General features: G+C 52.3%; 16 protein-coding genes, 1 pseudogene and 1 riboswitch. Of the genes and pseudogenes, 14 read left to right on the top strand and 3 right to left on the bottom strand.

What is annotated here, in order from left to right:
- Positions 1-35 precede the first annotated feature (35 nt).
- The 3 genes from O3W44_RS00495 to O3W44_RS00485 form a co-directional block, all read right to left on the bottom strand.
- On the bottom strand, positions 36-962 hold the full coding sequence (locus O3W44_RS00495) for an NAD(P)/FAD-dependent oxidoreductase (RefSeq protein WP_442954577.1): 927 nt from the start codon (positions 960-962) through the stop codon (positions 36-38).
- A 105-nt stretch (positions 963-1067) separates the two neighbouring features.
- Entirely contained in the window at positions 1068-2300 is a 1233-nt protein-coding gene (zigA, locus tag O3W44_RS00490; protein ID WP_269291558.1) for a zinc metallochaperone GTPase ZigA, read from the bottom strand.
- Between the two features lie 88 nt (positions 2301-2388).
- Entirely contained in the window at positions 2389-2937 is a 549-nt protein-coding gene (locus O3W44_RS00485; RefSeq protein ID WP_269291557.1) for a helix-turn-helix domain-containing protein, read from the bottom strand.
- Between the two features lie 137 nt (positions 2938-3074).
- Here O3W44_RS00485 and O3W44_RS00480 point away from each other — a divergent pair, with 137 nt between their 5' ends.
- The 14 genes and pseudogenes from O3W44_RS00480 (at position 3075) to O3W44_RS00415 (ending at position 12293) form a co-directional block, all read left to right on the top strand.
- Positions 3075-3704, top strand: coding sequence for an AzlC family ABC transporter permease (locus O3W44_RS00480; RefSeq protein ID WP_269291720.1), 630 nt, complete (start codon positions 3075-3077; stop codon positions 3702-3704).
- Positions 3701-4024, top strand: coding sequence for an AzlD domain-containing protein (locus O3W44_RS00475; protein WP_269291556.1), 324 nt, complete (start codon positions 3701-3703; stop codon positions 4022-4024). The genes O3W44_RS00480 and O3W44_RS00475 overlap by 4 nt, the downstream gene beginning before the upstream one ends.
- Positions 4025-4117: 93 nt before the next feature.
- Positions 4118-4828 (top strand): alpha/beta hydrolase, encoded by a 711-nt coding sequence (locus O3W44_RS00470; protein ID WP_269291555.1) that lies wholly within the window; start codon positions 4118-4120, stop codon positions 4826-4828.
- A 14-nt stretch (positions 4829-4842) separates the two neighbouring features.
- A complete protein-coding gene (locus O3W44_RS00465; protein ID WP_269291554.1) occupies positions 4843-5025 on the top strand; it encodes a hypothetical protein in 183 nt (60 codons plus the stop codon).
- An 87-nt stretch (positions 5026-5112) separates the two neighbouring features.
- Positions 5113-5712 carry a TetR/AcrR family transcriptional regulator gene (locus O3W44_RS00460; RefSeq protein ID WP_269291553.1) on the top strand — a complete coding sequence of 200 codons (600 nt, stop codon included), beginning with the start codon at positions 5113-5115 and terminating at the stop codon, positions 5710-5712.
- Positions 5713-5769: 57 nt separating this feature from the next.
- Entirely contained in the window at positions 5770-6672 is a 903-nt protein-coding gene (locus tag O3W44_RS00455) for an alpha/beta fold hydrolase (RefSeq protein ID WP_269291552.1), read from the top strand.
- 86 nt (positions 6673-6758) lie between these two features.
- Positions 6759-6878: riboswitch (TPP riboswitch) on the top strand.
- 134 nt (positions 6879-7012) lie between these two features.
- A complete protein-coding gene (locus tag O3W44_RS00450) occupies positions 7013-7942 on the top strand; it encodes an FAD-dependent oxidoreductase (RefSeq protein ID WP_269291551.1) in 930 nt (309 codons plus the stop codon).
- Entirely contained in the window at positions 7942-8139 is a 198-nt protein-coding gene (gene thiS, locus O3W44_RS00445) for a sulfur carrier protein ThiS (RefSeq protein ID WP_269291550.1), read from the top strand. The genes O3W44_RS00450 and thiS overlap by 1 nt, the downstream gene beginning before the upstream one ends.
- Before the next feature lie 2 nt (positions 8140-8141).
- Positions 8142-8900 (top strand): thiazole synthase, encoded by a 759-nt coding sequence (locus O3W44_RS00440; protein ID WP_269291549.1) that lies wholly within the window; start codon positions 8142-8144, stop codon positions 8898-8900.
- An 8-nt stretch (positions 8901-8908) separates the two neighbouring features.
- Positions 8909-9876, top strand: a pseudogene (locus O3W44_RS00435) (ThiF family adenylyltransferase).
- 1 nt (position 9877) lies between these two features.
- Positions 9878-10609: an ABC transporter ATP-binding protein gene (locus O3W44_RS00430; protein WP_269291548.1), complete on the top strand. Its 732-nt coding sequence runs from the start codon at positions 9878-9880 to the stop codon at positions 10607-10609.
- Positions 10599-11336: an ABC transporter permease gene (locus O3W44_RS00425; protein ID WP_269291547.1), complete on the top strand. Its 738-nt coding sequence runs from the start codon at positions 10599-10601 to the stop codon at positions 11334-11336. Before O3W44_RS00430 ends, O3W44_RS00425 begins: the two co-directional genes overlap by 11 nt.
- Positions 11337-11346: 10 nt before the next feature.
- Positions 11347-11523 carry a hypothetical protein gene (locus O3W44_RS00420; RefSeq protein ID WP_269291546.1) on the top strand — a complete coding sequence of 59 codons (177 nt, stop codon included), beginning with the start codon at positions 11347-11349 and terminating at the stop codon, positions 11521-11523.
- A complete protein-coding gene (locus O3W44_RS00415; RefSeq protein ID WP_269291545.1) occupies positions 11520-12293 on the top strand; it encodes an ABC transporter substrate-binding protein in 774 nt (257 codons plus the stop codon). The genes O3W44_RS00420 and O3W44_RS00415 overlap by 4 nt, the downstream gene beginning before the upstream one ends.
- Positions 12294-12334 lie beyond the last annotated feature (41 nt).

Raw genomic sequence — 12334 nt, 5'->3', positions numbered from 1 at the left:
CAAACCATCAGCGGGTCGTGAACGTTGTCCAACGTCTATTCGCTCAATCCGCGCACCTTGTGTATTACAAAAAGACGACGTAACCTTCTCAACATCTCCTGACCAATCATGCCATCAACATGGGCGGGACGTGCAGGATCGGCATGATGATCCAGATCGAGTGCCTGTAACATCAGTCTACCTCCGCCATCAGGACGCACATTTAACTCAGGCGTAATGATGTTGCTGTTAAGCTGAATCGGCAATGGATTAGTGTGCGCCAAAAAACTGCACGCAGTCTTATCTGCCCGACTGGCATCGGTCATTGCCAGTTCCCAACCGAGTTGCTTCATCAGCTCGGGCGACCAGCGACCTGTTGCCAGCACAATGCTGTCTCCGCGCCACTCAGTACCATTAGCCAGTATCAGACTGGCAGCGTTGTCACTTTCATTAAGCGCAATGACTTCACTGTTAGTCTGTGTTTCGACAGCATGCTCGCGCAGATCGGCAAGCAAACGCGCAATCAGCAAGCTGGGATAGATCAAACATTCAGAATAAAAATGCCAGGCTTGCGTAACGCGAGGATCAAGCTGCAGTTCCGGCAAGTTTTTAAGTAAGGCATCACGATCCACCTGACGAAACGGATACTGCAACGCAGCCAGTTTTTTTGCTCGTTTTTCCAGTTGTCTTAGAGTCGCGGCATCAGCAGCCCATTCCCAGGTGCCGGTTTCGAGCAACCAGGGAGCCAGAGAGGCAGATTCACGTTGCAACTGCTTATGTTCTTCAATTGCTAAAGCATTAAGCTGATGATAGCTCTCCGGACTTTTGCCATTCGCGTTTACCCAGGCAAAGCTAATCTGGCTGGTGCCGCTGCCTGGCAAATTTTTATCGAATACTGTGACGTTCGCGCCTTTTATTGCCAGCGAACGTGCCACTGATAAACCAATTACGCCTGCACCAACAACAGCAATACGCTGTGACATTATTGATATTCTCCCGGCTGAGAAACGGCGGCACTGGGCCGCCAGCAAGAAGTTAAGATCAATCATGATGTCAGCCGCGTCAACCAGAGGAGACATACGACAATTTTATGCTTCAGCTTCTTCAAACCAGGCTGGAACAGGATCAGGTAACGTTATCCAGTATTCTGGACCGGCGGCCATTTCTTCTGGCGTCAGGAGTGCAGCGTCAAGTGCTGCGCATACCTGTTCATTATTCATTTCGATACCAATGAACACTAATTCCTGCCGTGCATCGCCGACGTCCTCAAGCCACTGTTCTGCGATAAAATTGAGCGATTCGACATCCTGCGGCCAGCTGTCCCGGGGAATACTTGCCCACCAGCGTCCTGCATAACCCTGCTGCGCCACTGCGCCCGCCTGTGACCACATTGCGGCATATTCCGGGCGACTCGCCAGCCAAAAATAGCCTTTGGACCGGATTACGCCGCTGAGTTGATGGTTAACGGCGTACCAGAAACGTTGTGGATGGAAAGGGCGGCGAGCGCGATAAACAAAGCTACGAATACCATACTCTTCTGATTCTGGCTGATGCTCACCACGCAGCTCCTGAAGCCATCCTGGCGCCTGTGCAGCCTGATCAAAATCAAATGATCCGGTATTCAAAACCTGATCGAGGGCGACGTTGCCGAAGGCGGTGTGAATAATTTGCGCGCGTGGATTGAGTGAATACAATATTGCCTTGAGATGATGCAACTCACTCCCGGTAATAAGATCGGTTTTATTCACTACCAGCACGTCGCAGAATTCAATTTGGTCGACTAACAAATCCACTAACGATCGTGCATCTCCTTCACCCAGTGATTCGCCACGCGCTTGTAATGAATCAACCGACTGGTAATCGCGCAAAAAATTATAACCATCTACCACGGTAACCATGGTATCAAGCCGCGCAATGTGTGAGAGGCTGACACCATCATCATCTGCGAAAGTGAACGTTTCTGCGACGGGCAGCGGTTCTGATATACCTGTTGATTCAATGACTAGCTGGTCAAAGCGACCTTCCTGCGCTAAACGCTTAACCTCAAGCAGCAAATCTTCACGCAAGGTGCAGCAAATACAACCGTTGCTCATCTCTACCAGCTTTTCATCGGTGCGGGAGAGTTCAGCCCCACCATTTTTGATCAGCGAGGCATCAATATTAATCTCGGACATATCGTTAACGATCACCGCGATACGTCGTCCTTCACGGTTATGAAGAATATGATTAAGCAGCGTCGTTTTGCCCGCACCAAGAAAACCGGAGAGGACGGTAACGGGCAGTCGATGACCCTGTAATGATGCAGCAGAAGTGAATGACATAGCGGTTCCTGTAAAGAATGATTAATTTGTTATGTTATAACATAACAAAATTAGCCTTAATTTCAATACAGTTTGTACGCCTGAAGGTTTAAATATGTTCCATCACTAATACCGCTAAGGTATCGGGTTCCAGAGCCCGAAAAATGTGCTCTTTGTCAGCCGGATAACGGATGTAATCGCCCGGATTAAGTTCTACTGGTGAGCCAGCTGGCCCAGTCAAGGCCCGTCCTTGCGTTAAAATGAGATGCTCTACCGTATTAGGCGAATGCGGCTGTGACCGGCGTTCAGAACCTGGCTGCGTATGCAACAGATAAATATCACGACGCGCACCGGGCGGACAGGTTGCCAGCAACACTGCCTGATAATCAGCTAACTCTGCGGTGACCGTAGGCCCCTCTCCGCGACGGATCACTTGCATCTGGTTCGCTTCAGGCTCCATTAAACGCGCGAAGGGAATATTTAACGCCACGCACAGCGACCACAATGTTTCTATGCTGGGATTACCGTTGCCTGCTTCCAGCTGAGAAAGCGTTGATTTGGCGATACCCGCCCGATGCGCCACCTCTGTCAGCGATAAACCGGCGCGCTGGCGTTCGCGAACCAGGGCATGGGCAATAATGCTAATAGGTGTAATCAAAGCGACTCCTGTTTTTTAAATCGAACATAATGTTCGTCTTGTAATGCAATGCGGTGCGGTTCATTATAATGAATAATTCGTTCGTTATGAGATGAAATTGTTATGTTGCCACAAAAGGGAAGCCAGAAAAAGAGGTCATAAAAGCCATTTTTCTGGTCTGTATTGCTGATGGCATTGTTGGCTTGTCTTATGGCTCGCTGGCGACGGCTGATGGGTTTCCGTTATGGGTGCCACTGGCATTGTCTACGCTGGTACTGGCGGGCGCGTCTGAATTTTTATTCATTGGCATTGTGGCCAGTGGCGGCAGTCCCTTTACGGCCGCAGCAGCAGGATTATTAGTGAATGCACGCCATTTGCCGTTTGGTATTGCGGTTAAAGACCTGGTCGGCCGGGGCGCGCGTGGACTGTTAGGTTGCCATATCATGAATGATGAAAGCGTCGTGTTTGGCATATCCCAACCGCAGCCTGAACAACGGCGTACCGCATTCTGGATTTGCGGCATCGGGATTGGTTTCATCTGGCCGGTGAGTGTGATGACCGGTGCCGCTATTGGCCAGTTTATCCCTGATATCTCTGTAATCGGCCTCGACGCCGTCTTCCCTGCCATTTTAATTGCCTTGATTTTCCCGGCCCTGCGCCAGCGCCGTACCCGTATTCCCGCCTCTGTGGGGGCACTACTTTCACTGATTGCTACCCCCTTTGTGCCTGCGGGCATGCCCGTGCTGTTTTCGTTACTGGGTTTGCTGACATGGAGAGGGCGCAAATGAATCAACAGGGTATGATTATCGCCGGCATCGCCTTACTCGCGGTGGGAACCTATTTGATGCGCTTTATGGGGGTTAAACTTGGCAATCGTTTACCGATCACCGAACGCACACAGAGCCTGTTGTCCGATGCTGCAACCATCCTGTTATTCGCCGTGGCAGCAACCACCACGCTTTTTGAAGGGCAGCACTTTGCCGGAATGGCGCGCGTTATGGGTGTTTTATTCGCACTGTTTTTGGCCTGGCGCAAAGCGCCATTGATCGTGATTATCCTTGGCGCAGCGGTGATGACGGCAATACTGCGCTCTTTCGGTGTCGCCTGAACAGTCGGGATACCCTTAAAAAAGCCGGGATTTTATCCCGGCGGTAATTTGTTAGGATTCAGGCTAACGAACCCCTTTCAGGTATCTTACTTTATGCGCAATACCCGTTTTTCACCGCCTCTGGTTATCTCTCTGCTTTTCACACTGGCCCTGCTTTTCTCACCTGCCACGCTTTTAGCCAGACCTGATCTCAAACCTCTGGGGAAAAATATTGCTGACACCGGCTCGGCGTACTATCAGTTTGAAACGCATTTTTTTAATTCAGCGGCGGGTGAGCGGCGCTACAAAGTCTGGATCGGTATTCCTGAGAAAGCGGCTCCTTCAACGGGCTATCCGGTGCTGTACATGCTGGACGGTAACGCGGCGATGGCACACTTATCGGAGCCGCTGTTAAAGCAGATGTTTGAAGATCAGCCTCCGGTGCTGGTAGCGGTAGGTTATGACACGAATCTGCCATTCGATGTGATTGCGCGCAGCTATGATTACACGCCCACCTCTGTCGATCCTGCGGTGAAACAACCGCTTGTTCAGGGCCGCAAAACGGGAGGAAGCCAGGAGTTTCGCCAGTTTTTACTCACACAGATCATCCCTTACGTTGAAAAACGTGCGCCCAGCGATCCATCAAAACGTGCGATATGGGGGCACTCCTTCGGCGGGCTGTTTGTTCTTGACACCTTCTACAACGCAACATGGTTCCATGACTTTTTTGCGGCCGCACCGTCATTAGGTTGGGGCGATCAGCGTATCGTAAAACTGGCAAAGAGAGCAACCCCCGCCACCTGCAAAACAGATCGCTTTACCTGATGGAAGGCGATGGCGTGACTGAGCAGCGTAAAGGCCACTCTGTTGACCTCAAGCGGGAGGAAGGCCAGTTAATCAAAATTCTTATGCAAAAAGGGGTTGATTTACATTTGTCGCGCTATCCAGGTCAGACGCACGGACAAATTTTTCCCTCATCGTTAATGGATACGCTGCACATCATGTCGGGATCGGAAAAATAAAAACCCTTTGTGCTTCGCTTCCCTGGTGCATTTCTTCGGTTAACCTAAAGGGAATGATCATTTCCTAATTGAGGTCAGTGGATTTCTGTGCAAAACATCATTAAAGAACGAGGCCGGCCACGCGAATTCGTGCCTGAAGACGCCCTTGATCGCGCCATGCTGGTGTTTCGTGAAAAAGGTTTTAACGCTGCGTCGATTGGCGATCTCAGCAGTGCCATGCAGTTAACCACGGGAAGCATTTACAAAGCCTTCAACGATAAACGCACCCTGTTTTCCCAGGTTTTTGCGCGTTATCTCTCGCTGCGAAACCAGGAGCTGCGCACACGACTGGAAAAGTGCGCCACGGGAATTTTACGTCTGGAAGCGTTGCTGCATTTCTATGTTGATTCAGTCCAGGATATTGAAGGGCAACGTGGTTGTCTGGTGGCGGGAAGCGCCGTTGAAGTACAGACCCTGGATCAAGAACTTGCCGAGGCGGTAAGCGAAGCGATGAGGCGAAACTTGCGAACCATCACCTCCCTCATTCAGCAAGGCCAGCAGGACGGTTCAGTTAATGCAGAGATCGACGCGGACGCTGCGGCGTCACTCATGTTATGCATTGTTCTGGGGATGCGCGTAGCAGGGAAAATAGCGTCTACGCGGCCTGATCAAAGCATTGTTCCGCTGGCATTGAAAACGCTCAGTTAAAAATTTTTCAACAATTAGGAAATGACCATTTCCTTAATTATGGATCGGGAGATTTCAATGAGTAATGAAGGTTATCAGCACAATTTCGCTTTAATTAACCAGCAGCGCCTGCACTATTTAAGCGCAGGTGATCCTGAAGCAGAGACGATAGTGTTATTGGCGGGTTTTCCACAAAGCAGTTTTGCATGGCGATTCGTTATTCCCCAACTGGCAACAAAATTTCACGTCATTGCGCCCGATTTGCCGGGGCAGGGGGATTCCGATATGCCCGAGAGCGGCTACGATACCGACACTATTGCACAGCAAATAATGGCGCTAATGGCGCATCTCAACGTTACGCATTTCAATCTGGTCGGGCACGACGTTGGCGCATGGGTTGCCTTTCCGCTGGCCGCGCAGTTTCCTGATAACGTCATTAAGCTGGCATTACTGGATGCAGGCATTCCGGGCATCACACTGTCAGACAGGTTGCCGGTGACACCGGATAAGGCCTGGAGAACCTGGCACTTTGCCTTTCATACAGTTAGCGATTTACCTGAAGCCCTTATCAGTGGGCGCGAGGAGATTTATCTCGACTGGTTTTTGAAACGCAAAGCAGCTAATCCCTACATTTTTGATGACGAAGCGATGAAAGAATACTTGCGTATCTTTCGCCGCCCGGGCGCTTTACGTGCTGGTCTGGCGTTTTATCGCGCCGTGGCGCAATCAGCCAGGCAGAACTGTGAGCGTCTCTCTCAGGGAAAACTTGCTCTTCCCGTACTCGCAGTCAGTGCCGATCAGGGGTCTGTTCCTGATATGGCTTCACCGTTACGCACCTTTGCTCATCAGGTTGAAGGCGTAACGGTGGCCCATAGCGGGCATTTTATTCCTGAAGAGCAGCCGGAGAAGTTAGCGCAGCTTCTGACGACCTTTTTGCCGCTTAAGTTGTTATTCAACCGTGTGAACTTAATCATGGGCTGAAGGGGAATAACGATCGTCTGCCAAAATATGATTAGGGTTAAATCGTTACCTCATGCTTGACGAATCATCGCCCTTAAAATACAAATAGAACCTGTCAGGGGAGTCTCGCCCAAGAGACTGAGAGGCTAATAGCGCAACGCGCGGCTTAGCGACCCTTCGAACCTGACCCAGTTGATACTGGCGTAGGAAGACTTGTACCTCATGTCTGATGAGATACATGCCGCAAGAGCCGGTTTCGCATTGCTCTCGCCTTTTTCCCTTTCCTGTATCACGGGTCTTCGTTGTTAAACGACAAGGCCAACGTGATGAAATTCTTCTTTCAACAACGGGTACGTCCGTCATGAGCCGCTGGTCGGTGCTGGGCAGCGGTGTCGCTGGACTCTGTGTTGCGACACTGCTGGCGGAGCATGGCGAATCAATTGAAGTCATTTCTGATGATGATTGCCGCCCGGCATCCCACTGGGCGGGCGGTATGCTTGCGCCCTGGTGCGAAGCGGAAAGCGCCCCAGCAGAAGTGATCGCCTGGGGACAACACGCCGCCGCGTGGTGGGCAAAGCGTATTGATGGCGTTGCCCATAACGGCACGCTGGTTATTGCACCACCGCGTGACAGCCAGGAGCTGATCCGCTTCGCCAGTATGACTTCCGGGCATCAATGGATCACACCCAGCGAGATCGAACCGGCGCTTGAGAATCGTTTTGCACGCGGCTTGTTTTTCGCCGGTGAAGCACATCTTGATCCCCGGGTGGCGATGCAACAGCTACGCCATGATCTCCAGCAGGCTGATGTCAAATTTCATAACGGTAAACCCAGCGGGCAAATTATTGATTGTCGTGGCATTCACGCAGCAGATGCACAACCTGAACTGCGCGCCGTGCGCGGTGAAATGCTTATTCTGCACAGTGATGAAGTGCACCTTTCACGTCCGGTGCGTCTGCTTCATCCCCGTTTTCCCTGCTATCTGGTGCCGCGCGCTTCCGGTCGTTTCATGCTTGGTGCGACGATGGTGGAGAGTCACGACGACAGCCCGATCAGCGCACGTGCAATGATGGAGCTGCTCAGCGCAGCTTATACCCTCCATCCGGCGCTGGCAGAAGCCCGCGTGCTGGAAAGCGGCACGGGATTGCGTCCCGCCTACCGGCACAACCTGCCTGAAGTGCGCTATGAACAGGGCATTTTTTCATTGAACGGGCTGTATCGCCATGGCTTTTTGCTGGCACCGATAATGGCCGAGAAACTGCTACAGCTACTGACACAGGAGACGATGTAATGCGTATTCAGCTCAATGGCCGCGCCATTGATACCGAAGCCAGTACCCTGGCTGACCTGCTGCGTGAGCAAAACATTGACGCAGGTTGCGTCGCCAGCGCCATTAACGGCGAGTTTGTGCCGCGCTCGCGCTATGAGACGCAGCACATTGAAGCGGGTTGCCAGCTGGAAGTGCTGTCTCCGATGCAGGGAGGATAATCATGTTTTACGACTTTCAACCCCAGTCACGCTTTTTGCTTGGCACGGCCGGTTATCCCTCGCCAGAAATTTTGCAGCAGGCGATTTGCGCGTCAGGTGCGGAAATTATTACCGTCAGCCTGCGTCGCGAAGGCAGTCAGGGCGGCGCATTCCGTGAATTACTCAGGCAACTCGACAAGCGCGTTTTACCGAACACGGCCGGGTGTCATACGGTAAAAGAAGCCGTAACGACCGCGCAAATGGCACGCGAATTATTTAATACCCCCTGGATCAAATTAGAAGTCATTGGCCATGCCGATACGCTGCAACCCGATCCGTTTGCACTGGTTGAAGCGGCACGCATTCTTTGCGCCGACGGGTTTAAGGTTTTCCCCTATACCACAGAAGATCTGATCCTCGGTGAGAAACTGCTGGAAGCGGGATGCGAACTGCTGATGCCGTGGGGAGCACCCATCGGTTCCGGACAGGGATTACGCAATACAGAAGGGTTACGTACCATGCGAGCCTGGTTCAAAGATGTGCCGCTAATCATTGATGCGGGCATCGGTGCGCCGAGCCAGGCCACACAGGCTATGGAACTGGGATTTGATGGCATCCTGCTTAATACCGCGGTTGCCAAAGCGCGCGATCCGGTGCGCATGGCGGGTGCATTTGCGTCAGCTATTCACGCCGGGTATGAAGCGCAGCAGGCAGGAATGATGGAGCGGCGCGATATGGCGGCAGCGTCTACGCCTGTTTTTGGTCTGGCTCAGTTCAGCTAAGGATCTCTATGAGTCGTTATCAGCGGCAAGCTGTGCTGCCGGAAATTGGCGAAGCCGGTCAGCAACGTTTAACTGCCGCGCGGGTTTTGGTGGTTGGTGCAGGCGGCTTAGGTTCCACGCTGCTGCCTTTGCTGGCAGGCGCGGGGGTCGGCTATATCCGGCTTTATGATGGTGATTGCGTAGAGTTGCATAATCTGCACAGGCAAACGCTGTATGAGATGGCAGATACAGGCAAACCGAAAGCCCTTTGTGCCCAGCGCGCCTTAGCGAAGCGCAATCCTGAATGCACGGTGGAAGCGATCCCCAGGCCCTGAGCGCCAGCCTGTTAGAAGAGGCATTAGCTGATATCGATCTGGTGATCGACGCTGCGGATAATTTTGCCATTACGTATCAACTCTCCGATTTCTGTTATCCACGACAGCTTCCCCTGGTTTGCGCCTCAGTGCTTGGTCGCCAGGGCTATGTCGGCTGTTTTTGCGGCGGCGGTCCTGGCTACCGGGCGTTGTTTCCGCAATTGCCAGCCGCGTCCGCTAACTGCAACACCGCAGGTGTGATGGGGCCAGCAGTGGCGACGCTGGGGGCTTTACAGGCGCAAATGGCGCTCAGCCTGCTGTTAAACCTGACACCTTCACCGCTCGGCTGCATGATTAACTGCGACTTCGCTAACTGGCATTTTCGTCAGTTTCGTTTCGAACAGGCAGAGGAGCCTGAGAAATCCCCTGTGGCGTTTATCGACAGCCAGCTTCTGGACGAAGATGACTGTATTGTCGAGTTACGCAGCGTGGAGGAAGCACCCGCCAGTATCACCGACGCGGTGATACGTGTGCTGCCAGAGCAAATTGCACACTGGCAACCACCCGTTGATCAACGCATCGTGCTGGTCTGCGCCAGCGGTATTCGCGCCGCCCAGGCAGCACGAACGCTGGAAGGTCGCGGATTTACCCGGCTGGCAATCATTGCCGCCAACAGGAACTAAGATGCAGCCCGGACCGGATATCAGCTTTGAAAAAGTGGGTTTTTCCTGGGAAGAATGTTGTCTCTTTCACGATTTTGAACTGCATCTGCAGGGTGGAAAAACCACCGTTTTTCTCGGGCGCAGCGGCATTGGCAAAAGTACCTTATTGAGATTAGTTGCGGGTTTGCTTACGCCTGATCGCGGCAAGATTATCAGCAGCAATTCATGTCCGTTGAAACAGCAGATCGCATGGATGGGCCAGCAGGATCTGCTCTATCCCTGGCTGACCGTGCGCGAAAACATCATGCTCGGCTCACGTTTGCAGGGAGAAAAACCCAACATTTCGCGTGCCAGTGTATTGCTGGAGCAGGTTCAGCTCGCCGGGTACGCGCATGCACTGCCTGCTGCGTTATCCGGTGGAATGCGTCAGCGTGTGGCACTGGCGCGCACGCTCTACCTTGATCGTCCCGTTGTGTTAATGGACGAGCCTTTCGCGACGCTGGATGTGATGACCAAACTCAGCCTGCAAACCCTCACCGCGAACGTGCTAAGAGGAAAAACCGTTCTGCTCATCACCCACGATCCTCTGGAAGCCTGCCGCATGGCGCATGAAATTTGCCTGTTAAGTGAAACACCTTTGCGCGTTGACCGTTTCGCTGTACCCAATGGTGAACCGCCACGCGCAGTAGAAGATACAGCGTTGTTACAAACGCAAGGCGAGCTTTTTCACAGGCTGAATAGCGATGAGAAATAACCTTTTTAGCTTTATCTATCTGCTGGTGGTGCTGGGCTGCGGCTGGCAGGTGGCTCGCCATGCAGGCGTGCCCGCTTTTCTCTTGCCCGCACCGCTGGCGGTACTGCAAGCTGCTCAGCAGCAGGCTGGACTGCTGTGGCACCATTTCTTATTTACACTGGCAGAAATCGCGCTGGCGCTGTTGCTGGGCGTCGGTAGTGGGATCGTGCTCGCGATAGCGATGTCAGCCAGCCAACTGTTACGACGGCTGCTTTTTCCGCTGATTACAGCCAGCCAGGCGATACCGGTTTTCGCGCTGGCTCCTTTACTGGTTTTGTGGCTCGGCTTTGGTATCGCATCCAAAGTTGTTATTGCTGCCTTAATCATCTTTTTCCCGCTTTGCCTGTCACTGTTTGAGGGGCTGTGCCGCACGCCGCCTGGATGGCTTGAACTGGCGCAAACCATTAACACCTCGCGATTTCGTCACTTTTATCATGTGAGCTGGCCCGCTGCGCTGCCGCAGTTTTTCTCTGGTTTGCAAATGGCCGTGATCCTCGCGCCAATTGGCGTTGTGATAGGGGAATGGGTCGGGGCCAGCGAAGGGCTGGGGTATCTGATGATGCATGCCAATGCGCGACTGGAAACTGCACTGAGTTTTGCCGCGCTGGCGATTTTACTGTTACTGGCGCTGCTGCTTTCTGGCGCAGTCAGCTTATTACGCCGCCAGTTCCTCTGGACTTCTGTTTAAGGACATTATTTTGAATAAATTCGCAGCTCTGTTTACGTCGCTGTTGTTATTAAGTTGCTCTGTCACTGCACAGGCTAATGTAAAAGTGCGCTTGCTGCTCGACTGGTTTGTTAATCCTAACCATGCGGCCCTTTTGCTGCGCAATCCAGCGGCGCGTTTGCTCGTCAGGGTCTGGATGTTGAGATGATAGCACCTGCCGATTCTGCTTCAGTGCCGTTGCTGCTGGCTGCGGGTAAAGCAGACCTGGCCGTAAGCTATCAACCGCAGCTTAATACGCTGGTGGATAAAGATGTCCCTGTGATACGTGTCGGTACACTCATTGATCGGCCGCTCAATACGCTGACCACACTGGATAGTGAACATATCCATTCGCTAAAAGATTTCGCGGGGAAAACCCTGGGTTACGCTATCCCCGGTTTCGAAGATGTTGCGATGCGAAATATGCTGCAATCGGCTGGCGTGGATCCTGATTCGGTAAAGCTGATCAATTTAAATATGGACGCGGCATCGGCGCTGTTGAGCCATAAAATTGACGGGGCCATGACAATCTACCGCAACTATGAACTACTGGAATTGCAGCAGCAGGGAGCAAAGCCGCAGGTATTTAAACCCGAAGAGCACGGTGTTCCGGCTTATGATGAGTTGATTCTGTTGGCTAACCAGAAAACAGCGGCAAGCGATGTGCGGATGTCAAAATTTATTCAGGGATTGAATGAAGGCGTCGCCTGGTTGCGGGCACATCCCGAGGAGGTCTGGCAGGCATTTATCAAAGCCTATCCTGAACTCAATACGCCCTTAAATCATCAGGCCTGGCAGGCAACGTTGCCCTTTTTTACCAGCGATGCGGGTAAATTTGATCGCCAAAAATATCAGGCATTTGCAGATTATATGGTTAAAAATAAATTGATAAGTAAAGCAGCGCCGCTGGAACGTTATTCGCTGTTGGAAACAAATTGACCGTTTTAAAATAACAGGGTGAATTAAGTGACGGGTCAGGT

It is taken from the genome of Pantoea sp. LMR881, assembly GCF_027157825.1.
Taxonomy (GTDB): Bacteria; Pseudomonadota; Gammaproteobacteria; order Enterobacterales; family Enterobacteriaceae; genus Pantoea; species Pantoea haifensis.
Note: the sequence above shows the minus strand (reverse complement) of the source record. Positions and strands in the feature narration are given on the sequence as shown.

What these genes read in the sequence shown, in the direction of transcription:
- O3W44_RS00495 (WP_442954577.1), bottom strand. Translation starts at nt 962, where the DNA reads ATGTCACAGCGTATTGCTGTTGTTGGTGCAGGCGTAATTGGTTTATCA.
- zigA (WP_269291558.1), bottom strand. Translation starts at nt 2,300, where the DNA reads ATGTCATTCACTTCTGCTGCATCATTACAGGGTCATCGACTGCCCGTT.
- O3W44_RS00475 (WP_269291556.1), top strand. Translation starts at nt 3,701, where the DNA reads ATGAATCAACAGGGTATGATTATCGCCGGCATCGCCTTACTCGCGGTG.
- O3W44_RS00470 (WP_269291555.1), top strand. Translation starts at nt 4,118, where the DNA reads ATGCGCAATACCCGTTTTTCACCGCCTCTGGTTATCTCTCTGCTTTTC.
- O3W44_RS00455 (WP_269291552.1), top strand. Translation starts at nt 5,770, where the DNA reads ATGAGTAATGAAGGTTATCAGCACAATTTCGCTTTAATTAACCAGCAG.
- O3W44_RS00450 (WP_269291551.1), top strand. Translation starts at nt 7,013, where the DNA reads ATGAGCCGCTGGTCGGTGCTGGGCAGCGGTGTCGCTGGACTCTGTGTT.
- thiS (WP_269291550.1), top strand. Translation starts at nt 7,942, where the DNA reads ATGCGTATTCAGCTCAATGGCCGCGCCATTGATACCGAAGCCAGTACC.
- O3W44_RS00440 (WP_269291549.1), top strand. Translation starts at nt 8,142, where the DNA reads ATGTTTTACGACTTTCAACCCCAGTCACGCTTTTTGCTTGGCACGGCC.
- O3W44_RS00430 (WP_269291548.1), top strand. Translation starts at nt 9,878, where the DNA reads ATGCAGCCCGGACCGGATATCAGCTTTGAAAAAGTGGGTTTTTCCTGG.
- O3W44_RS00425 (WP_269291547.1), top strand. Translation starts at nt 10,599, where the DNA reads ATGAGAAATAACCTTTTTAGCTTTATCTATCTGCTGGTGGTGCTGGGC.
- O3W44_RS00415 (WP_269291545.1), top strand. Translation starts at nt 11,520, where the DNA reads ATGATAGCACCTGCCGATTCTGCTTCAGTGCCGTTGCTGCTGGCTGCG.